The following is a 20,828-nucleotide window of genomic DNA, read 5'->3' as shown; positions in this document are numbered from 1 at the left end:
CTGACTCCCCATCAGTTCTGGTTGCATGGTGATGCGGCAGCGGCGGGAAGCCGAGCCGATGGGCCGCTTGTCGTTGTTATCCGACCGATGTCGAACGCGGCGATGTTCGACAACAGCACGTCTGCCTCGGCCAGGGCCTCCGCCCGGCCGATTCCCACCGCCGCCATCCCCGCGGCGTGAATGCTGGCAATGCCTGCCGCGGCGTCTTCCACGCCGAGGCAGTCCGCCGGCGCTAGGCCGAGCCCGGCGGCGGCGGCGAGGAAGATCTCCGGATCGGGCTTGGAGCGCGCGATGCGGTTCGCGTCGACGATGCAGTCGAACAGCGCGGCGATGCCCAGCCGGTCCAGCAGTTGCGGCGCGTTGCGGCTGGCCGAGGCCAGCGCGGTCTTCAGCCCGGCGGCGCGCACCGATTCCACCGCGGCGCGCGCGCCGGGCAGCAGGTTGTCCGGGGTCAGCCGGCCGATCAGTTCGACGTAGCGGGCGTTCTTGCGCGCGGCCAGTTCGGACTTTTCCTCGTCGCTGTAGCGGCGCGGAGCACGCTCCAGCAGGATCTCCAGCGAGCCCACGCGGTCCACGCCCTTCATGCGCTCGGCGATCGCCTCGTCGAACGGCGCGTCGATCTCGGTGGCCAACTGCTCCCACGCCGCGCGATGCAGCACGGCGGTGTCGGCGAGCACGCCGTCGAGGTCGAAGATCACTGCCTTCAACGCATGCGCGGCCGGGTGCGGCAGTTGCAGCGACTCGCCCTTGCGCAGGCGCTGCGGCTGGCCGCGGTGCAGGAAGTCCAGTGCCTCGCCTTCGAGCAGGCTGTAGCGCACGCCGGCGGCGTCGACTTCGATGCGCAGCTGCGCATCGCGCCAGCGCAGGCCGAAGCGGTAGCTGTTCCATGCCGCGGGCAGTTGCGGCGCGAGCGACGGCTGGCCGTCCCGCACGCGCAGGCCGCCGAAGCCCCAGCCCAGCGCCAGCCAGCTGCCGGCCATCGCCGCCATGTGCAGGCCGTGGCCGGCGTTGCCGTGCGAGTCGTCCAGGTCCACCCGCAAGGTGTCGAGGAAGTAGCGGTACGCCTCCGCGTCGCGCCCCGTTTCGGCGGCGAGCACCGCGAAGCTGGAGGCGGACAGCGTGGAGTCGTGCACGGTGACGCCTTCGTAGTAGTCGAGGTTGCGCCGCTTGGCGGCCACGTCCACGTCCTCGCCGGCCATCACCAGCGCCAGCACGGTGTCGGCCTGCTTGCAGACCTGGTGGCGGTAGATGGTCAGCGGATGCCAGTGCAGCAGCAGCGGCCGCAGCGCGGGGTCGCGCATCTGCGCGGGCGTCAGTCGCGGCTTGTCGAGGAAGCCGTCGTCCTGCGGAAAGATGCCCAGCTCCGCATCGACCGGCAGATGCATGGCGTCGGCGGCGCGTCGCCATTGCGCGGCCTCGTCCGCATCGAGGCCGATGCGTTGCGTCAGCGCGGCGTGCTCGGCGGGATGTTTCGCGGCCAGCCATGCGACGGCGGCGGCGGCGTCGCGCAGGTGCCGCTGCGCCATGCGGTTGGTGTAGTGGTTGTTGTCGACCAGCGCGGAGTATTCGTCCGGCCCGGTCACTTCGGGTATGCAGAACGCGCCGCCGCGGCGCGGGTTGAAGTGGCCGATCTGCAGCCAGATGCGCGCGGTCTCGCACAGCATCTCCGCGCCCATGTCGCGCAGGAAAGCCTCGTCGCCGCTGGCGTCCACGTACAGCCGGATCGCCCAGGCGATGTCGGCATTGATGTGGTACTGCGCCGAGCCGCCGGGGAAGTAGGCCGAGCATTCGTCGCCGGCGATCGTGCGCCACGGGTACAGCGCGCCGCGGGCGTGGTTCAGCTCGCGGGCGTGGGCGCGGGCGCGGTCCAGGGTGGCGTGGCGCCAGGCCAGCATGTGCCGTGCGAGTTCCGGCGCGGCGGTGGCCAGCACCGGCAGCATGAAGACCTCGGCGTCCCAGAAGCAGTGGCCCTCGTAACCCTCGCCGGTGAGCCCCTTGGCGGCCACGCTGCCGTGGTCGTCGCGGCTGCCGGACTGGAACAGCTGGAACAGATTGAAGCGCAGCGCCTGTTCCACCTCGGGCGCGCCGTCGATGGCGAGGTCGGTGGCGCGCCACAGCGCATCGAGTTGTCCCGCCTGGCCGGCCAGCAGGGAGGGGAAACCTGCGTGGCCGGCCGAAGCCAGTGTTTCCGTGACACTGGACAGCAGGACGGGATCGACGGCTGCCACGGCCTCGGGCTGCGACCAGGCCCAGGCGGCGAATTTCTCCAGCACCACCTCGTCGCCGGGGGCGAGCTGGCCGACGAAGTTCTGCACCACGCCGTGCGACGTGCGCACCGCATCGCGGAAGCCCAGCGCGGGGTCGGTCAGGCGATGTGTCTGCGCGCAGACCAGCCGGATGCCGCTGTGCGTGGTGTGCTGGGACACCCAAGCGATGTCGGCGTCGGCCTGCGCGTCGTGCAGTTGCAGGCCGCCGCTCAGATGCGCGCCGATGCGCGGATCGTCGCCCTGGCTGACCGCCGCGCGGGCGGTGTCGATCGCCGATTCCAGCGTGATCGGGCCGCGGTAGTCGAGCGAGCGCACGCGGTAGCGGATCGCCAGCAGGCCGGGCCGGTCCAGCGCCGCCAGCCGCTCCGCGGTGATTTCCAGCGTGCCGCCGCCCGGCGCGCGCCAGCGCAGCGTGCGCCGGTAGCAGCCTTCGCGCAGGTCGAGCCGGCGTTCCAGCGCCAGCCACTCGCCAGCGTCCAGCCGCACCGGTGTGTCGCCCAGCCGCAGCCGGATGCGGCTGGCGTCGGCCACCGGCACGCGGGTGTCGGTGGCGCGGGCATAGCCGGTGAAGCGTTCGTGGTAGGCGATAGTCGAGCGTTCCCACACCCCGGCGAGGAAGCAGCCCTGGCTGGGGCTGTCGTCCTCCTCCAGACCGCCGCGCACGCCCAGCGAGCCGTTGGCGAGGGCGAACAGGCTTTCGTCCTGGGCGAAGCCGGTGCGGTCGTGGCCACGGCGCACGAGCTGCCAGGGATCGGCGGCATGGTCGGCATGCGGCGCCTTGCCCGCATCGGCGGACAGGGCAGGCGGAGCCGCATCATGAGTCTGCACGTGATGTTCCCCTCGCGTGGCTGCAGCGGGCGCCGCGACGGCGCCGGTGCGGTTTCGGGCGCAGCATACGGGTGAATGATATCGATATCAAGATATCGATAACATTTCATTGTGGAGCCGTTGTGGCGCGGCTTGCCGGCGCTCCGCCGGAGCATTGGACGGGGCCGCCGCCGCAGGCGACACTAGCCGCGCCAGGGCCGACCCCGCGCCGCCCGCATCACGCCCGGAGGGTTGCCCTCGTGAGTTCCGCCAAGAAGAAGTCGCCCGCCGCGGCGCAATCCGGCCTGACCATGGCGGATCTGGCGAAGCTGGCCGGGGTGTCCAAGATCACCGTGTCGCGGGCGCTGGCCGAGAGCCCGCTGGTGACCCCGGAAACCCGCGAGCGCATCCAGGCGCTGGCGCGCAAACACGGCTACAAGCTCAACGTCAGCGCGCGCAACCTGCGGCTGCGGCGCAGCCACACGGTGGCGGTGATCGTGGAGATGAAGCCCTCGGCCGGCCGCACCATGTGGGACCCCTACCCGCTGTCCCTGCTTGGCGGCATCTCGCAGGAGCTGACTTCGGCCGGCTACAGCGTGCTGCTGACCACCCGCCACGACGCGGCGAACGCCGCGGTGCAGGCCGCCGACGGCCTGATCCTGCTGGGCCAGGGCGTGCACCAGGACGCGGTGAAGCTGTACGACCGCCTGGGCCTGCCGATGGTGGTGTGGGGCGCCGAGTCGGCGCAGGACAACCATATCGTGGTCGGCAGCGACAACCGCCACAGCGGGATCAGCGTGGCCGAGCGCTTCCTGTCGATCGGGCGGCGCCACCCGGTGTTCATCGGCAACTCCGACCACCCGGAAATGGCCCAGCGCCTGCACGGTTTCGTCGACGAGCTGGCCGGCCACGGCATCAAGCCGCTGCTGCTGCAACGGGTGGACTGGACGCTGGAATCGGGCGTCGACGCGGTGCGCTCGCTGGCCGCCCGCAAGGTGCATTTCGACGCGATCTTCGCCTGCAGCGACCTCTTGGCGATGGGCGCGATCCGTGCGCTGGTGGAGCAGGGCCTGTCGGTGCCGAACGACGTTGCGGTGGTGGGCTACGACGACACTCCGCACGGCGCCAGCTTCCTGCCGCCGCTGTCGACCGTGCGGCAGAACTGGCAGGAGGGCGGCGTGCTGCTCGCGCGCAAGGTGCTGGCGCTGATCGACGGCCAGCCGGTGACTTCGCAGATGCTGCCGACCAGCCTGATCGTACGGGCGACCTGAGCCCCGCCGGCGTCGCTCAGCCGACCGCCGCCTCGCCGGCCAGCCGGTTCATCTGCGGCGGCGTGAGCAGCAGGCGGAAGCAGCTGCCGCCGCCGGCCACGCGCACGTATTCCAGCGAGGCCTGGTTCGCCTCGGCCATCTGCCGGGCCAGGTACAGGCCGAGCCCGGTGCCGTATTCGTGGGTGGTGTAGAACGGCTCGAAGATCTGCGCGGCCACCTTCGGCGCGATGCCGGGGCCGCGGTCGGTCACTTCCAGGATCGGCTCGCCGTGCTCGCCGTTGCGCACGATCACCATCACCCGCGCCGGCTCGCCGGGCAGGCGACCGTAGCGCAGCGCGTTCTGCACCAGGTTCCACATCACCTGCTGCAGCTGCTGCGGATCGGCCATCGCGGCCACCGCGACGGCGCCGCCCACGACCACCCGCAAGGTGTCGTTGCCGATGTCGTTGCCCTGCTTGTATTCGTCCACGAAGCCCTGCGCCCAGCGGCCCAGGTCCAGCGTTTCCGGTCGCGAGCGTTCGCGCCGCGACAGCTGCAGGATGTTCTCGATGATCTCGTTGAGCCGCACGCAGTGGTTGTTGATGATCTCCACCATGCGCTGGTCGGAACTGTCCATCTTTTCCGACTCGGCCAGCAGCTGCGCCGAGTAGCGGATCGCCGCCAGCGGGTTCCGGATCTCATGCGCGATCGAGGCGGACAGCCGGCCCAGCGAGCTGAGCGTGAGCTCCTCGGCGCGGCGCGAGACCAGCGAGGTGTCGTCGAGGAAGATCAGCACCAGCGAGTCGTCGTTCGGCGCGAGGCGGGAGAAGCGCGGCACCACCTCGGGCACGCCATCGGCGAGCTGGGTGGCGGTCTCGTCCAGCTTGCCCGAGGTCATCCAGTGGTACAGCCGACGCGACAGCTCCGGCGCCAGCCGGCCCAGGTCGCGCTGGTCCGCGCTGGGGTTGCCCAGCAGCATCCAGGCCGACTCGTTGATCTGGTGGATGCGGTTGGCGTCGTCCACCAGCAGCACGCCGGTCTTCATGCGGCGGATGATCAGCTCGTTGACCTGCGACAGGTTGGCCAGGTCGGTGCTGCGCTGCTCGGCCAGCGCCTCGCTGGCGCGCAACTGCCGCCCCAGCACGTGGCACAGCGTGCTGATCGCGAAATAGGCCAGGCCGAACAGCGCCGACTCCAGCAGGTTGCGGTCGCCGACGTTGCTGCCGGGCTGGGCCAGCAGCGCGTGGGCGAGCAGACCCAGCGTGGCCAGCGCGGCGAAGAAGCTGGACAGCCGCAGCGACAGGATCAGCGCGCCCACGCCCAGGTTCACCGCCAGCATCATCGCGATGCCGATGCGCGCGTAGTCGATCGCGCTGAGCGCCAGCACCGCGGCGGTGATGTCCACCACCAGCCAGATCGACACGACCGCTTTGGCGTGGGGCACGCAGCGCCCGGTCAGCGCCAGCGCCGCGACGGCAAACAGCAGGTAGGGCAGGGTGACCAGCAGGGCGAGCTGCGGCGAGTTCACCGGCACGCCGCCGATCTGCATCGGCGCGAACGCCAGGCCGATGTAGACCAGCGCCTGGATCAGCCGGAAGGCGTTCAGGAACAGCATCTCGTGGCGGATCGCCGCCGGAACGGGGCGCTGGGCGTTGAGCTGCGGCAGGACGGTGCTGGACACGGTGTACGGCGCTCCCGGGCGGTCTGGCGGAGTATAGGGGTTGCCCCCGTGGAAACTTCGAGCCGTGCGGACGGTTTCGGCGACCCGGTGAGCGGCCCCGGCACGGCCGTCCGCGCTCCGACGGCATGCCCCGCCCAAGACCGGTTCCGGGGCTGCCCCTTTCCATCGGGGGCCGCTTCCGCGAAAATGGGCGGCCGTTTCGCGCGGTTCCCGCCTCGTCGGGATATCGCCGCGCGCATCGCCCGCCGGCAGGCCACAACGCCGTCCGACCCCCGCAAGCCCGCGCCACGTCCCTTCCGCGCGAGGCCGTTTTCCCCGTTCGCTCGAGGCTATCGAATGAATTTCCACGAATACCAGGCCAAAGAACTGTTCGCGCAGTACGGCATCACCGTACCGCCGGGCAAGGTCGCCAACTCCCCCGATGCCGCCGTCGACGCCGCCAAGGCGCTGGGCGGTTCCCAATGGATGGTCAAGGCGCAGATCCACGCCGGTGGCCGCGGCAAGGCCGGCGGCGTGAAGTTCTGCCGCAGCCTCGACGACGTGCGCGCCGCCGCCAAGGGCATGCTGGGCACGAAGATGGAGACCTACCAGTCGGCCGGCCGCGCGCTGCCGGTGAACCTGGTGCTGGTCACCGACGCCACCGACATCGCCAAGGAGCTGTACCTGTCGATCCTGGTGGACCGCGACTCCAAGGCCGTCTCCTTCATCGCCTCCAAGCACGGCGGCGTGGACATCGAGCAGGTGGCGAAGGACACCCCCGAGGACATCCACACCATCGTGGTGGACTTCGTGGAAGGCCTGCAGCCCTACCAGTGCCGCCAGCTCGGCTTCGCGATGGACCTGAATCCCAAGCAGGTCAACCAACTCACGAAGATCATGCTGGGCCTGTACAAGCTGTTCAACGAGAAGGACCTCTCGCTGGTCGAGCTGAACCCGCTGGCGATCCTGGTCGACGGTTCGCTGGCCGCGCTGGACGGCAAGGTGAACTCCGACGACAACGCCGAGTTCCGCCACGCCGACCTGGCCGCGATGCGCGACCTCACCCAGGAAGACGCCGCCGAGGCCGCCGCGGTGCAGAACAACCTCAACTACGTGACCATGGACGGCTCGATCGGCTGCATGGTCAACGGCGCGGGCCTGGCCATGGCCACGATGGACGTGATCAAGCTGGCGGGCGGCGAGCCGGCCAACTTCCTTGACGTGGGCGGCGGCGCCACCAAGGAGCGCGTCACCGAGGCGTTCAAGCTGATCCTCTCCTCCGACAAGGTGAAGGCCATCCTGGTCAACATCTTCGGCGGCATCGTGCGCTGCGACCTGATCGCCGAGGGCATCATCGCCGCGGTGAAGGAAGTGGGCCTGAAGATCCCGGTGGTGGTGCGCCTGCAGGGCACCAACGTGGAGCAGGGCCGCGCGCTGCTGGCCAACTCCGGCCTGGCGATCACGCCGGCCGACGACCTCAACGACGCGGCCCAGAAAGCCGTCGCCGCCGCCAAATGATTTTCCCGTAGTAGCGCACCCTGTGCGCGATCGCGATTCCGGTCGCGCACAGGATGCGCTCCTACAGGGATACGAACACAGGACATTCCAATGAGCGTTCTCGTCAACAAGAACACCAAGGTGATCGTGCAAGGCTTCACCGGCCAGCAGGGCACCTTCCATGCACAGCAGGCGCTGGACTACGGCACCCAGGTCGTGGGCGGCGTCACCCCGGGCAAGGGCGGCAGCGAGCACATCGGCCTGCCGGTCTTCAACTCGGTGGCCGAAGCGGTCGACGAAACCGGCGCCGACGCGTCGGTGATCTTCGTGCCGCCGCCGTTCGCGGCCGATTCCATCCTCGAAGCCGTGGACGCGGGCATCCGCGTGATCGTGGCGATCACCGAGGGCATCCCGGTGCTGGACATGCTGCGCGTGAAGAACGTGCTGGCGCAGCATCCCGAAACCGTGCTGATCGGGCCGAACTGCCCCGGCGTGATCACCCCGGGCGAGTGCAAGATCGGCATCATGCCGGGCCACATCCACCAGCCGGGCAAGGTCGGCATCGTGTCGCGTTCCGGCACGCTGACCTATGAAGCCGTGTTCCAGACCACCAACGAAGGCCTGGGCCAGTCCACCTGCATCGGCATCGGCGGCGACCCGATCAACGGCCTCAGCTTCATCGACTGCCTGAAGCTGTTCCAGGACGATCCGCAGACCGAGGGCATCATCATGGTCGGCGAGATCGGCGGCAGCGCCGAGGAAGACGCTGCCGAGTTCATCGGCGAATACGTCAAGAAGCCGGTGGTGTCGTTCATCGCCGGTGCCTCGGCCCCGGCCGGCAAGCGCATGGGCCATGCCGGCGCGATCATCTCCGGCGGCAAGGGCACCGCTGCGGCGAAGTTCGCCGCGCTGGAAAAGGCCGGCGTCACCACGGTGAAGTCGCCGGCCGACCTCGGCAAGACGCTCGCCAAGCTGATGAAGAAGTAAGCGGGTCGACACGACCGACGTGGAAAGGGCCGCAGCGATGCGGCCCTTTCCGTTTGCGGGTTTCCGACCAACGGGTTGCCGTCAGGGACGTGCGTCGCGCAAGCCCTGCCGTGCGGCCTGCAGCAAGGCATCGGTGACCTTGGCCAGGATGGTCGAGCGGATAGCCCAGTGCTGCCAGTACAGCGGCACGTCCAGCCAGCGTCCGGGCGCGATCGGCTGCAACTCGTCGCGGGCGAAGGGTTGTTCCAGCATGGCTTCCGGCGCCATCGCCCAGCCCAGGCCCAGCGCCGCGCCTTCCACGAAGGCGGTGGAGGAAGGCAGGTAGTGCATGGGCGGAGCCAGTTTGGCGCGGGTCACGCTGCGCATGAAGCGCCACTGCAGGGCGTCCTTGCGGTTGAACACCAGCAGCGGCGCCGTGCCTAGCGATGCCGCGTTCACGCCGTCGGCGAAGTGGCGGGCGACGAAGGCCGGCGCGGCGATCGGCAGGTAGCGCATCACGCCGAGTTTCTTCACGCTGCAGCCCTGCACGGGGTGCGCTTCGGCGGTGACCGCGCCGAGCACCGAGCCGTCGCGCAGCAGGCCGGTGGAATGGTCCTGGTCCTCCACCCGCACGTCGAACAGCAGCCCGTCGCGCTGGTGCAGCCCGGCCAGCGCACCGAGGAACCAGGTGGCGAGCGAATCCGCATTCACCGCGATGGCCACCGTGGCCGGCGCGGCGTGTGCGGGGCCGACCGCGAACTCGCCCAGGGTCTCGGTTTCCAGCAGGCGCATCTGCTGCACGCTGCGCAGCAGCCGCTCGCCGGCGGGCGTGGCCCGGCTGGGCGACTGGCGCAGCACCAGCACCTGGCCCAGGCGATCCTCCAGCGCCTTGATGCGCTGCGATATCGCCGAAGGCGTCAGCGAGAGCCGTCGCGCGGCGCCGTCGAAACTGCCCTCGTCGAGCACGGCGACGAAGGCGGCCAGTTGGGGATTGAGCAGGCTCACGGGCGCTCCCGGCAATACAGAAGAACTGAACCAAGTTAAGCAGATTTAGTTTTACTGATGCAGACGGCCATCCGAAAGTGGGCTACTTCCTGCGAGGTCTCCATGCTTCCATCTGCCTATTTCGCCGGACTCGGCACCGGCGCCGGCCTGATCGTCGCCATCGGCGCGCAGAACGCCTTCGTGCTGCGCCAGGGGTTGCAGCGCCGTCATGTCGGCGCGGTGGTGCTGGTCTGCGTGCTGGCCGATCTCGCGCTGATCGTGCTGGGCGTGGCCGGCATGGGGCTGGCGGTGCAACGGCAGCCCGGGCTGCTGCAGCTGCTGCGTTACGTCGGGGCGGCCTTCCTGGCCGCGTATGGCCTGCTGGCCGCGCGACGCGCCTGGCGCGGCGAAAGCGGCCTGCGCCCGGCCGACGCGGCGGCGGACGGGCTGGGGCGCACGGTGCTGGCCTGCCTCGGCTTCACCCTGCTCAACCCGCACGTCTACCTGGACACCGTGGTGCTGCTCGGCAGCCTGTCCACGCATTACGACGGCGCCGGCCGCTGGTCGTTCGCCGCGGGTGCCGGCACGGCCAGCGTGCTGTGGTTCACGGCGCTCGGCTACGGCGCGCGACTGCTGCTGCCGGTATTCCGCAGCCCGGCCGCCTGGCGCGTGTTCGACGTGCTGGTGGCGGTGCTGATGTGGACGCTGGCCGCCCTGCTGCTGTGGCAGCCGATGGCCTGAGGTCGGCGGGCGACGGGCGCCGGAAGTATCGGAACCGCTTGTCCGGATGGCGATGCACTACCATTTCGTCCCCGATTCCATCCCCCGAAGAGCTCGATCCATGGCTGTCCTGAGACTGGCGCTGGCCCAGCACGATTTCCCGGTCGGCGCGGTCGCGGCGAATGCCGCGAAGGTGGGCGACCTGATGGCGCAGGCCCGCAGCGGCGGCGCCGACCTCGTGGTGTTCCCCGAGCTGACCCTCTCCGGCTACCCGCCGGAAGACCTGCTGCTGCGCCCCAGCTTCCTCGCCGCCTGTCAGCAGGAGCTGGAAGCGCTGGCGGCCGGGACGAACGGCCTGGCCGCACTGGTCGGTTTCCCGCACAGCGAGGGCGAGGTGTACAACGCCGCCGCGCTGCTGCGCGAGGGTCGCGTCGCCCAGCTCGCGCACAAGCAGGCACTCCCGAACTACGGCGTGTTCGACGACAAGCGCTATTTCCGCCCCGGCCACGCCAGTGCGCTCGCCACGCTGGCCGGCGTGCGCATCGGCCTCTTGATCTGCGAGGACGTGTGGCGCCCCGAGCCGGCCGCCGCCGCGGCCCGTGCCGGCGCCGAGCTGATCGTGGTGATCAATGCCTCGCCCTGGGACGACGCCAAGCAGGCCGAGCGCGAGGCGGTGCTGGTCGCGCGCGCGCAGGAAACCGGTTGCGCGTTCGCCTACCTCAACCTGGTCGGCGGCCAGGACGAGGTGGTCTACGACGGCGGTTCGCTGCTGGTGAACGGCGACGGTACGGTCGCCGCGCGCGCGCCGGCCTTCGTCGACGCATTGCTGTGGGCCGAGTTCGACCCGGCCACGCGCACGCTGCAGGCCGAAGGCTGGCCGGAGCCGGACGATGCGTGCAGCGAGGCCGTGCTGTACGCCGCGCTGGTGCGCGGCATCCGCGACTACATCGACAAGAACGGATTCCCCGGCGTGCTGCTGGGACTGTCCGGCGGCATCGACTCGGCGCTGACCCTGGCGCTGGCGGTGGATGCGCTGGGTGCCGGACGCGTCACCGCGGTGATGATGCCTACCCGCTACACGTCGCAGCTGTCGCTGGATGGCGCACGCATGCAGGCCGAGCGGCTGGGTGTGGACTACCACGTGATCGACGTGGAGCCTACCGTGGATTCCTTCATCCACGCGCTGACGCCCGCCTTCGCCGGCAAGGGTGTCGACACCACCGAGGAAAACCTGCAGTCGCGCACCCGCGGCGTGATGCTGATGGCGCTGTCCAACAAGCACGGCAAGCTGCTGCTCGCCACCGGCAACAAGAGCGAGATGGCGGTGGGCTATTGCACGCTGTACGGCGACATGTGCGGCGCCTACGCGCCGCTCAAGGACGTCTACAAGACCGTGGTGTACCGCCTTGCGCGCTGGCGCAACGCGCAGGCCGGCGGCGAGGAGGTGATCCCGGCCGCGGTGATCGACCGCCCGCCCTCGGCCGAGCTGCGCGACAACCAGACCGACCAGGATTCGCTGCCGTCCTACGAGGTGCTGGACGCGATCCTCGCGCGCTTCATCGAGGGCGAGCAGTCGCAGGCCGAGATCGCCGCGGCCGGCTTCGCCGCCGACGTGGTGCACCGTGTGGTGCGGCTGGTGCTGGTGAACGAGTTCAAGCGCCGCCAGTCGGCGCCGGGGCCGCGCGTCACCTGCCGCGCCTTCGGCCGCGAGCGGCGCTATCCCATAACCTCTGGTTGGCGTTGACCCTCGACGCGAACGTTCGCCACCAGGTGCGTAACCGCGAACCCGCACGGCACGATCGCCCCCTCTCCCGCTTGCGGGAGAGGGTTGGGGAGAGGGTTAGGGAGAGGGCAACCGGACACAAAAAATCGCCGGGAGCGATTTTTGACATCGCGTCAGCGATGGCCCGCAGAACGGCCGCCAAGGAGGGCGGCCACAAAAAAACCGGCGATCGCTCGCCGGTTTTTGTTCCCTTCGGTCCAACGCCTCAGTGGTGTCTGGCGAACGGCACCATCTTGCGCCAGATCGACACCTCGTGCGGCCACTTCGCATCCTTCAGGTAGGGATGCTCCGGGTAGTTGAGCGCGAGCACCTTGCGCACCTGATCCGCCTGCTTGTCCTGGCCCAGCGCGAGGTAGCTGCGGGTGAGGATGGCCAGCGCGTCGCCGGTCTGCGGCGCCTGCTGGTAGTGCTCGATCACGTACTGCGCGCGGTCTGCGGCGCCGATGTAGACGCGGTTGAACAGGTAGAACTCGGCCACGTTGATCTCGTACTGCGCCAGCACGTTGCGCAGGTAGATCATGCGCTGGCGCGCGTCGGCCGCGTAGGCGCTGTTCGGGAAGCGGCGCGACAGCTCGGCGAAATCGTCGAAGGCCTGCAGGTTGTAGGCCTGGTCGCGGCGCGACTGCGCCTTCTTGTCGCGCGAGACGCGGTCCATGAAGCCGGTGGTGCGATCGAAATTGATCAGGCCGCGCAGGTAATAGGCATAATCCACATGCCGGTTGGCCGGATAGGTCTTGATGAAGCGGTTGACCGTCGAGTAGGCGTCGTCCGACTGGCTGTCCTTGTACTGCGCGTAGGCCATCTCCAGTTGTGACTGCTCGTTGTAGTCGCCGGACGGAAAGCGGGCGATCAGGCGCTGGTAGGCCTTGATCGCCGCCGAATAGTCGGCATTCTCCAGCGAGGTGTGCGCGTTGTTGTACAAGGCGTCCACCGGCATGGTGTCGATGTTGTCGCGCTTGTGGCCGAACAGCGAGCAGGCGCTCATCGTCAGCGCCAGGGCAAGCACGGCGAGCGTCCTGAGGCAGAACCGGGTGGTCATCGGCAGCTTGAGCGAGTCGATAGTTGGACGCATGTAAGGGATTCAGATGTTTGAGCGAAAAGGCATGATAGCCGAAACCGGCGCCACTCCGCGGCCCGCCGCCACCCGCCACGCGGGAGACGGCGCATGACCGCGATACGCCACGAAGCCCGGGTGCCGCTGACGGCGGCCGGACGCAGGTTCGACCAGACGCTGGCCGAGTTGTTCCCCGACTACTCGCGCTCGCGCCTCACCGCCTGGATCAAGTCCGGCGCGGCCACCTTGGACGGCGCCACGGCGCCGCCCCGCCAGCTGCTGCGCGGCGGTGAACAGGTGCGGCTGGAGGCCGAGCTGGAGGCCGAGGTGGCCAGCGCGCCGGAGGACATCGCGCTGGCCATCGTGCACGAGGACGAGCACTTGCTGGTGATCGACAAGCCGGCCGGCCTGGTGGTGCACCCCGGTGCCGGCAACCCCTCCGGCACCTTGCTCAATGCGCTGCTGCACCACGACGCGAAGCTGGCCGAGCTGCCGCGCGCCGGCATCGTGCATCGGCTGGACAAGGACACCTCCGGCCTGATGGTGGTGGCCAAGACCCTGCCCGCGATGACCGCGCTGGTGGAGATGCTGTCGCGCCACGACGTGGAGCGCCAGTACGAAGCCGTGGTGCTGGGCAGCCTGGTTTCGGGCGGTACGGTGGATGAGCCGATCGGCCGCAGCATGGGCGACCGCCTGCGCCAGGCCGTGCGCGACGAGGAGAGCGGCAAGCACGCCATCACCCATTACCGCCTGCGCGAGCGCTTCCGTGCGCACAGCCTGCTCCAGTGCAACCTGGAAACCGGCCGCACCCACCAGATCCGCGTGCATCTCACCCACATCGGCCATCCGCTGGTGGGCGATCCGCTGTACGGCGGCGGCCTCAAGTTGCCCAGGCGTGCCGCCCCGGAACTGGTCACCGCGCTGCGCGGCTTCCGACGCCAGGCGCTGCATGCCGAACGGCTGGCGTTCGAACATCCGGTCACCGGCGAGGCGTTGACCTTCACCACCGAACGTCCGGCCGACATGACCGCGCTGATCGCCGCCCTGCGCGACGACCTCGCCGCCCACGGCCACGACGACGATTGATTCATGCGGCTCCGTCCCCTGCGTGCAGGGGAGGGACGGAGTGGGGGTGATCCTGTCGCGCCCGCTTGTCAGAGCGTCAGCGGCGCGCCTATGCGATGCTTGTCGCTCCCCAGCCCCACTCGCGTCGATGGACATGACCGACACCTGGATCTTCCCCGACTGGCCGGCGCCCGCGCGTGTGCACGCGGCGGTGAGCACATGCGAAGGCCCCGGCGTCTCCGCGCCGCCGTTCGGCCGCTTCAACCTCGGCCTGCGCAGCGGCGAATCCGCCGAAGTGGTGGACAGCAACCGCAGCGTGCTGCAGCAGGCCATGAACCTGCCCAGCGCACCGCGCTGGCTGCACCAGGTGCACGGCAGCACCGTGGCCGAGCTGGGTCCGCTGCCAAGCGAGCACGAGCCGCAGGCCGACGCCGCGGTCTCGCGCATCCCTGGCACCGTGCTCGCGATCCTCACCGCCGACTGCCTGCCGGTGCTGTTCTGCGCCGACGACGGCAGAGCCATGGCCGCCGCCCACGCGGGCTGGCGCGGCCTCGCCGCCGGCGTGCTGGAAGCCACCATTGAACAGATGCAGCTGGCGCCCGCGCGACTATTGGCGTGGCTGGGGCCGTGCATAGCCGGGCCTTCCTACGAGGTGGGCGACGAGGTGCGCACCGCCTTCGTGAACCGCTCGCCTGCGGCAGCCTCCTGCTTCGTGGCGACCCGACCGGGGCATTGGCAGTGCGATCTGGAGGGACTGGCGCGGCAGCGTCTGGCGGCGGCCGGTGTGGCGCGCGTGCATGGTGGCGGGTTCGACACGTTCACCGATGCGCGGTTCTACTCGTACCGGCGCGAAGGCGCGCGCAGCGGGCGCTTCGCGAGTCTGGTCTGGTTGGCAGACAACTGATCAACCCACCCGCCAGCTGAAGCCTTGACGCCAACTGGCCGCCCCGCCTGCTTGAATCGCAGGGCGCCGTCCGCATCTCCCTGCCCAGTGGCGGCGCAGCCGCCAAAACCTTTGTGGGGATAGCACCGATGCGTATGGACAAACTCACCTCGCGTTTCCAGCAGGCGCTGGCCGACGCGCAGTCGCTGGCCGTGGGCCGCGACCACAACATGCTGGAACCCGTGCACGTGATGGCGGCGCTGCTGGCACAGCAAGGCGGCTCGACCGCGCCGCTGCTCACGCAGGCGGGCGTCAACGTGCCGGCGCTGCGCCAGCGCGTGAACGAGCTGCTGGAGCGCCTGCCCCGGGTCAGTGGGCAGGAGGGCAACCTCAACGTGGGCAACGACCTCAACCGCCTGCTCAACCTCACCGACAAGCTGGCGCAGCAGCGCGGCGACCAGTTCATCGCCAGCGAGCTGTTCGTGCTGGCGGCGCTGGAGGACAAGGGCGAGCTGGGCTCGGCACTGAAGGCCGCGGGCGCGACCAAGGCCAAGCTCGAAGCGGCGATCGAACAAGTGCGCGGCGGCGAGAAGGTGCAGAGCGAGAACGCCGAGGAGCAGCGCCAGGCGCTGCAGAAGTACTGCATCGACCTCACCGAGCGCGCCGAGTCGGGCAAGCTCGATCCGGTGATCGGTCGCGACGAGGAGATCCGCCGCACGATCCAGGTGCTGCAGCGACGCACCAAGAACAACCCCGTGCTGATCGGCGAGCCCGGCGTGGGCAAGACCGCGATCGTCGAAGGACTGGCCCAGCGCATCGTCAAGGGCGAGGTGCCGGAAGGCCTGCGCGACCGCCGCGTGCTGGCGCTGGATATGGGCGCGTTGATCGCCGGCGCGAAGTTCCGCGGCGAGTTCGAGGAACGGTTGAAGGCCGTGCTCAACGATCTCGCCAAGAACGAGGGCCAGATCATCCTGTTCATCGACGAACTGCACACCATGGTCGGCGCCGGCAAGGGCGAGGGCGCGATGGATGCGGGCAACATGCTGAAGCCTGCGCTGGCGCGCGGCGAGCTGCATTGCATCGGCGCGACCACGCTGGACGAATACCGCCAGTACATCGAGAAGGACGCCGCGCTGGAGCGTCGTTTCCAGAAGGTGTTCGTGGGCGAGCCCTCGGTGGAGGACACCATCGCGATCCTGCGCGGGCTGAAGGAGCGCTACGCCGTGCATCACGGCGTGGAGATCACCGATCCGGCGATCGTCGCCGCCGCCACGCTGTCGAACCGCTACATCGCCGACCGCCAGCTGCCGGACAAGGCCATCGACCTGATGGACGAGGCCGCCTCGCGCATCCGCATGGAGATCGATTCCAAGCCGGAGGAACTCGATCGCCTGGAACGCCGGCTGATCCAGCTGAAGATCCAGCGCGAGATGCTGAAGAAGGAGAAGGACAGCGAGTCGAAGCAGCGTCTCGCGGACCTGGAGGCCGACATCGTCAAGCTCGAGCGCGAGTTCTCCGACTTGAACGAGGTGTGGAAGTCGGAGAAGGCGGCGTTGCAGGGCGCGACCAGGATCAAGGAGCAGATCGAGGCCGCGCGCCTTGAGCTGGAAGCGGCCCAGCGCCGGCAGGACTACGCGAAGATGAGCGAGATCCAGTACGGCAAGCTGCCCGAACTGGAGAAACAGCTCGCCGCCGCGCAGGCCGCCGAGAAGCAGGAGTTCACCCTGGTGCAGGACAAGGTCACCGCCGAGGAGATCGCCGAGGTGGTGGCGCGCTGGACCGGCATCCCGGTGGCGAAGATGCTGGAAGGCGAGCGCGAGAAGCTGCTGCACATGGAGGACGATCTGCACAAGCGCGTGGTGGGCCAGGACGAGGCGGTGCGCGCGGTGTCCGACGCGGTGCGCCGCGCCCGCGCGGGGCTGTCCGATCCCAACCGCCCCAGCGGCTCCTTCCTGTTCCTCGGTCCTACCGGCGTGGGCAAGACCGAGCTGTGCAAGGCGCTGGCCGAATTCCTGTTCGACACCCAGGACGCGATGGTGCGCATCGACATGAGCGAGTTCATGGAGAAGCATTCCGTGAGCCGGCTGATCGGCGCGCCGCCGGGCTACGTGGGCTACGAGGAAGGCGGCTACCTCACCGAGGCGGTGCGTCGCCGCCCGTACAGCGTGATCCTGCTGGACGAGGTGGAGAAGGCGCATCCGGACGTGTTCAACATCCTGCTGCAGGTGCTGGACGATGGCCGCCTCACCGATGGCCAGGGTCGCACCGTGGATTTCCGCAACACCGTGATCGTGATGACCTCCAACCTCGGCTCGCAGCTGATCCAGGAGCAGGCGGGAGACAGTGAAGCCGACTACGTGCAGATGAAGGCCTCGGTGCTGGGCGTGGTGCAGGCGCACTTCCGTCCCGAGTTCATCAACCGCCTCGACGAGCTGGTGGTGTTCCGGCCGCTGCAGAAGTCGCAGATCCGCCGTATCGCGCTGATCCAGCTCACCGCGCTGGAGAAGCGGCTCGCCGAGCGCCAGCTGAAGCTGGAGATCAGCGAGAAGGCGCTGGACCTGCTCGGCAACGTGGGCTTCGACCCGGTGTACGGCGCGCGGCCGCTGAAGCGCGCGATCCAGCAGCAGCTGGAGAACCCGCTGGCGAAGGAGATCCTCGAAGGCCGCTACGCGCCCGGCAGCACCATCGCGGTGGATGCGGCCGGCGGACACCTGGTGTTCCAGTCGGCCTGATCGGGCGGAAACGAAGAACCCCGGCCATGCCGGGGTTCTTCAGTTGCGTTCCTGCGTGCCGCGGTGTCACCAGCTGTAGCGCACCTTGCCGTAGGCGTAGGCGCCGTTGTAGCCGAACGGCGAGAACGTGGAATAGGGCAGGGTGCCGTTGTTGGTGTTGTTCGCGATGTTCTTGTCGGGGTGGACGTTCAGTGCGTTGTCCACGCCCAGGGTGAAGGTCCAGTCCTGCCAGCGGTAGCTGCCTGACAGGTCGAAGATCCACTTGGGGCTGAAGGTCTGGTCGACGATGCCTTTCGCGGGGTTGTAGCTGGCGAGGCTGCTCACGTAGCTGGTGTAGCGGCCGTAGCGGGTCAGCGTGCCGTTGACGCTCCAGCCGCCCACCGTGTACAGCTCGTTCCAGATCAGCTTGCTGCGTGGCGAGGAGTTCGCCAGGTAACCCTCGATGTCCTGGCGGTTGAGGCGCACGAAGTTGACGCCCAGGTTGCTGAGTACCGCCGGGTTCGGCTTGACGCTGGTGACCTTGTTCTGGTTGTAGTTGGCGGTGAGCGTGCTGGTCAGCGTGCCGGCGTTGCCGAAGTCGGACACGTAGCTGCCCACGAAATCCACGCCGCGCGTGCGCGTGTCGCCGGCGTTGGTGAAGTAGTTGACGCTGCTGTAGTTGAGGTTGGAGATGCCGTTGGCGGCAAGATAGCTGACCACCGTGGGCGAGGTGGTGGAGATCGCGCCGGACAATGCGATGCGGTTGTCGATGTAGATCTGGTAGACGTCCAGGCTGAGGTTCAGCGTGCCGGTGGGGTTCCACACCGCGCCGAGGGTGTAGTTGCGCGACTTCTCCGGCTTCAGCGCCTCGGCGCCGAGCAGGGTGGCGATCTGGCTGCCCACCGGCACCAGGCCGCTGTTGTAGATGCCGGCCGGCAAACCGGCGGAATTGCCGTTGGCGAAGTACAGCGACGAGGTCTGCGAGAAGTATTCCTGGCCCAGCGCCGGCGCGCGGAAACCAGTGGAGGCACTACCGCGCAGGGCGAAGCTGTCGGTGAAGTCGTAGCGCGCCGACAGCGAGCCCGAGGTGGTGTTGCCGAAGTCGGAGTAATCCTCGTGGCGCACCGCCAGCGAGGCGCCGAGCTTGTCGGTGAGGTTGGTCTCCAAGTCGATGTACTCGGCCACGTCGTGGCGCGCGGCATTCACGGCGTTGACCGGCTGCCAGCCGGCGAAGCCCTGCGCACCGCCGGGCGTGCCCGAGGTGCCCACGTACCAGGACGGGAGGTCGCCCGGGCTGATCTGGTAACTCTGGCGCAGGTACTCGGTGCCGAAGGCCACGGTGACTGCATTCGGCAGCCAGCCGACCTGGAGGTCCTTGGCGATGTCGATGTCGAACGACTGCTGGTTGGCCTTGAGGATGCCGTCGTGGAACACCGTGGGCGAGCTGCCGAAGTCGTGGAAGTAGGCGAAGTTCATGCTGTTTTGCGTCTCGTAGGAGACGCGGTTGCCGCCGGCGTTGGCCGAGACGTCCCAGCGCCAGCCGTCCAGCGTGCCGCGCAGGCCGGCGACCAGCGACTGGTCGGTGGAGTCGGCGTTCTCCAGCGGCAGGAAGCCGTCGGGATACATCGAGGCCATCAGCGGGCTTCGTGGCGAGGGGCTGTTCAGTCCGTAGCGGAAGAACGCCGGCGAAATGCTGTTGCGGCGGCCGTAGTGGCCGAAGGCGTAGAACTGCACGTTAGGCGTGATGTCGTACTGTGTGTTGAGCAACACGTTGTTGCTGTGCACCCAGGGGTCGCCCTGGCGGAAGTTCACGCCCAGCGCCCGCCAGGCCGGCGAGCGGTTGTCCGGGCCGGCACGGTTGGTGTTGTCCTCGTTGCCGCTCTCCAGCGCGAGGCGCAGCCAGCCCTGGTCGTTGCCGAGCGGGATGCCGAAGTTGGCCGAACCCAGCCACTGCCGGCCGTCGCCGGCGGAGTACTGGCCGCCGCTGACTTCCACGTCGCCGCCCTTGGCGCCCTTCTTCAGGATCACGTTGATCACGCCGGCGATCGCGTCGGAGCCGTACTGCGCCGAGGCGCCGTCGCGCAGCACCTCGATGTGGTCGATCGCCGAGAGCGGGATGGTGTTGAGGTCCACCGGCTGCGAGCCGCGGCCGATCACGCCGTTGTTGAGCAGGATCGCGCCGGGGTGCCAGCGCTTGCCGTTCACCAGCACCAGCACCTGGTCGGGCGACAGGCCGCGCAGCTGGGCCGGACGCTGGGTGTCGGCGGTGTCGGCGGCGGCCGGACGCGGGAAGTTCAGCGAGGGGATGATGCGCGCCAGCGCGGTGGGCAGGTCGGTGGTGCCGGTCTGCTGCAGCACCTGCGCGGAGACCACGTCGATCGGCGTCAGCGAGCTGCTGACGGTGCGGTCGCTGGAACGGGTGCCGGTGACGATCACCGTCTGCAGCTGCTTGGCCTTGGCGGCCGCGGCGGCGTTCGTGGTGGTGGCGTTGCTGCTGGTGTTGTCCTGGGCGGCGGCGGGCGTGCTGGCGAGCGCCAGCAGCACGGCGGCGGCCAGCGCGGTAGGAAGCAGGGTGCGGTGCGGCTTGTTCATGGTGTCTCCCCGGAGAAGTGGTTGGTGCGGCGCAACAATCGCAGGCTAATGCTGCGGTCACTGTTCGTCAACAGCCGTATAGACGTCCAAATGAAGCAGCTTGCGTACGTCAGGGTGCGCCGCATCGGCGGTGCGGACTTCCCCTGGCGCCCAGCCTGCCGCGTTCATCCGCGCCTGTCCATGCGCCACATGGCGCATTGAAAAGCGCCGCCGCGGCCCGAATAATGGGATGCTGTCGCGTCGCCTGCCCGGTCCGGGCGCGGCGATCCGGCGGTTCCGGAGTGCCCATGCCCATCTACGAATTCGAATGCAGCCAGTGCGGTCACCGCTACGATCGCCTGCAGAAACTGTCCGATGCCGACCCCGTCGATTGCCCCGAGTGCGGTGCGCCCAAGGTGCACCGGCGCGTGAGCGCGCCCTCGTTCCGGCTCGCCGGCGGCGGCTGGTACGAGACCGATTTCAAGAAGGACGGCGACAAGAAGCGCAACCTGGCCGGCGACGGTGCCGCCGCCCCGGCCGCTGCGCCTGCGGCTTCTCCTGCACCTGCCGCGGCACCGGCTGCCAGTACCTCGTCGAGCGACTGAGCGCG

Annotated in this window: 14 protein-coding genes; 9 read left to right on the top strand and 5 right to left on the bottom strand. The window is 69.1% G+C overall.

Features of this window, described 5'->3' with window-relative positions; all coding sequences use genetic code 11:
- Positions 1 to 11: 11 nt before the first annotated feature.
- Positions 12 to 3,095: a beta-phosphoglucomutase gene (gene pgmB / locus AB7878_RS05595; protein WP_369493408.1), complete on the bottom strand. Its 3,084-nt coding sequence runs from the start codon at positions 3,093 to 3,095 to the stop codon at positions 12 to 14.
- 290 nt (positions 3,096 to 3,385) lie between these two features.
- Here pgmB and AB7878_RS05590 point away from each other — a divergent pair, with 290 nt between their 5' ends.
- The gene (locus AB7878_RS05590; RefSeq protein WP_369495723.1) at positions 3,386 to 4,345 is read left to right on the top strand and encodes a LacI family DNA-binding transcriptional regulator; all 960 of its coding nucleotides are present in this window, start codon (positions 3,386 to 3,388) and stop codon (positions 4,343 to 4,345) included.
- Positions 4,346 to 4,361: 16 nt separating this feature from the next.
- Here AB7878_RS05590 and AB7878_RS05585 read toward each other — a convergent pair whose 3' ends face one another.
- A complete protein-coding gene (locus tag AB7878_RS05585; protein ID WP_369493407.1) occupies positions 4,362 to 6,005 on the bottom strand; it encodes a sensor histidine kinase in 1,644 nt (547 codons plus the stop codon).
- 336 nt (positions 6,006 to 6,341) lie between these two features.
- On the opposite strand from AB7878_RS05585, the gene sucC reads away from it, so the two are divergent.
- Positions 6,342 to 7,502 carry an ADP-forming succinate--CoA ligase subunit beta gene (gene sucC / locus AB7878_RS05580; protein WP_369493406.1) on the top strand — a complete coding sequence of 387 codons (1,161 nt, stop codon included), beginning with the start codon at positions 6,342 to 6,344 and terminating at the stop codon, positions 7,500 to 7,502.
- A 90-nt stretch (positions 7,503 to 7,592) separates the two neighbouring features.
- A complete protein-coding gene (sucD, locus tag AB7878_RS05575) occupies positions 7,593 to 8,468 on the top strand; it encodes a succinate--CoA ligase subunit alpha (protein WP_369493405.1) in 876 nt (291 codons plus the stop codon).
- 81 nt (positions 8,469 to 8,549) lie between these two features.
- Here the strand turns inward: sucD and AB7878_RS05570 are convergent, their stop codons facing one another.
- Positions 8,550 to 9,452, bottom strand: a complete 903-nt coding sequence (locus AB7878_RS05570; protein ID WP_369493404.1) for a LysR family transcriptional regulator ArgP — start codon at positions 9,450 to 9,452, stop codon at positions 8,550 to 8,552.
- 102 nt (positions 9,453 to 9,554) lie between these two features.
- On the opposite strand from AB7878_RS05570, the gene AB7878_RS05565 reads away from it, so the two are divergent.
- On the top strand, positions 9,555 to 10,172 hold the full coding sequence (locus tag AB7878_RS05565) for a LysE/ArgO family amino acid transporter (protein WP_369493403.1): 618 nt from the start codon (positions 9,555 to 9,557) through the stop codon (positions 10,170 to 10,172).
- A gap of 100 nt (positions 10,173 to 10,272) precedes the next feature.
- Entirely contained in the window at positions 10,273 to 11,895 is a 1,623-nt protein-coding gene (locus AB7878_RS05560) for an NAD+ synthase (protein WP_369493402.1), read from the top strand.
- 244 nt (positions 11,896 to 12,139) lie between these two features.
- Here AB7878_RS05560 and AB7878_RS05555 read toward each other — a convergent pair whose 3' ends face one another.
- On the bottom strand, positions 12,140 to 13,006 hold the full coding sequence (locus tag AB7878_RS05555) for an outer membrane protein assembly factor BamD (RefSeq protein WP_369493401.1): 867 nt from the start codon (positions 13,004 to 13,006) through the stop codon (positions 12,140 to 12,142).
- 93 nt (positions 13,007 to 13,099) lie between these two features.
- On the opposite strand from AB7878_RS05555, the gene rluD reads away from it, so the two are divergent.
- The 3 genes from rluD (at position 13,100) to clpB (ending at position 17,668) form a co-directional block, all read left to right on the top strand.
- On the top strand, positions 13,100 to 14,074 hold the full coding sequence (rluD, locus tag AB7878_RS05550; RefSeq protein ID WP_369493400.1) for a 23S rRNA pseudouridine(1911/1915/1917) synthase RluD: 975 nt from the start codon (positions 13,100 to 13,102) through the stop codon (positions 14,072 to 14,074).
- Between the two features lie 133 nt (positions 14,075 to 14,207).
- Complete coding sequence (pgeF, locus tag AB7878_RS05545; protein WP_369493399.1) at positions 14,208 to 14,957, top strand: peptidoglycan editing factor PgeF; 750 nt, start codon at positions 14,208 to 14,210, stop codon at positions 14,955 to 14,957.
- Positions 14,958 to 15,085: 128 nt separating this feature from the next.
- Positions 15,086 to 17,668, top strand: a complete 2,583-nt coding sequence (gene clpB / locus AB7878_RS05540; RefSeq protein ID WP_369493398.1) for an ATP-dependent chaperone ClpB — start codon at positions 15,086 to 15,088, stop codon at positions 17,666 to 17,668.
- 66 nt (positions 17,669 to 17,734) lie between these two features.
- On the opposite strand, the gene AB7878_RS05535 is transcribed toward clpB, so the two are convergent.
- Positions 17,735 to 20,239: a TonB-dependent receptor plug domain-containing protein gene (locus AB7878_RS05535; RefSeq protein WP_369493397.1), complete on the bottom strand. Its 2,505-nt coding sequence runs from the start codon at positions 20,237 to 20,239 to the stop codon at positions 17,735 to 17,737.
- Positions 20,240 to 20,526: 287 nt separating this feature from the next.
- Between AB7878_RS05535 and AB7878_RS05530 the strand changes: the two genes are divergently transcribed.
- Positions 20,527 to 20,823, top strand: a complete 297-nt coding sequence (locus AB7878_RS05530) for an FmdB family zinc ribbon protein (protein ID WP_369493396.1) — start codon at positions 20,527 to 20,529, stop codon at positions 20,821 to 20,823.
- The last annotated feature ends 5 nt before the right edge of the window (positions 20,824 to 20,828 follow it).

Source organism: Rhodanobacter humi (genome assembly GCF_041107455.1).
GTDB lineage: Bacteria > Pseudomonadota > Gammaproteobacteria > Xanthomonadales > Rhodanobacteraceae > Rhodanobacter_A.
Note: the sequence above shows the minus strand (reverse complement) of the source record. Positions and strands in the feature narration are given on the sequence as shown.

What these genes read in the sequence shown, in the direction of transcription:
- AB7878_RS05560 (WP_369493402.1), top strand. Translation starts at nt 10,273, where the DNA reads ATGGCTGTCCTGAGACTGGCGCTGGCCCAGCACGATTTCCCGGTCGGC.
- clpB (WP_369493398.1), top strand. Translation starts at nt 15,086, where the DNA reads ATGCGTATGGACAAACTCACCTCGCGTTTCCAGCAGGCGCTGGCCGAC.
- AB7878_RS05530 (WP_369493396.1), top strand. Translation starts at nt 20,527, where the DNA reads ATGCCCATCTACGAATTCGAATGCAGCCAGTGCGGTCACCGCTACGAT.
- AB7878_RS05555 (WP_369493401.1), bottom strand. Translation starts at nt 13,006, where the DNA reads ATGCGTCCAACTATCGACTCGCTCAAGCTGCCGATGACCACCCGGTTC.
- rluD (WP_369493400.1), top strand. Translation starts at nt 13,100, where the DNA reads ATGACCGCGATACGCCACGAAGCCCGGGTGCCGCTGACGGCGGCCGGA.
- AB7878_RS05535 (WP_369493397.1), bottom strand. Translation starts at nt 20,239, where the DNA reads ATGAACAAGCCGCACCGCACCCTGCTTCCTACCGCGCTGGCCGCCGCC.
- sucD (WP_369493405.1), top strand. Translation starts at nt 7,593, where the DNA reads ATGAGCGTTCTCGTCAACAAGAACACCAAGGTGATCGTGCAAGGCTTC.
- AB7878_RS05565 (WP_369493403.1), top strand. Translation starts at nt 9,555, where the DNA reads ATGCTTCCATCTGCCTATTTCGCCGGACTCGGCACCGGCGCCGGCCTG.
- sucC (WP_369493406.1), top strand. Translation starts at nt 6,342, where the DNA reads ATGAATTTCCACGAATACCAGGCCAAAGAACTGTTCGCGCAGTACGGC.
- AB7878_RS05590 (WP_369495723.1), top strand. Translation starts at nt 3,386, where the DNA reads ATGGCGGATCTGGCGAAGCTGGCCGGGGTGTCCAAGATCACCGTGTCG.
- pgeF (WP_369493399.1), top strand. Translation starts at nt 14,208, where the DNA reads ATGACCGACACCTGGATCTTCCCCGACTGGCCGGCGCCCGCGCGTGTG.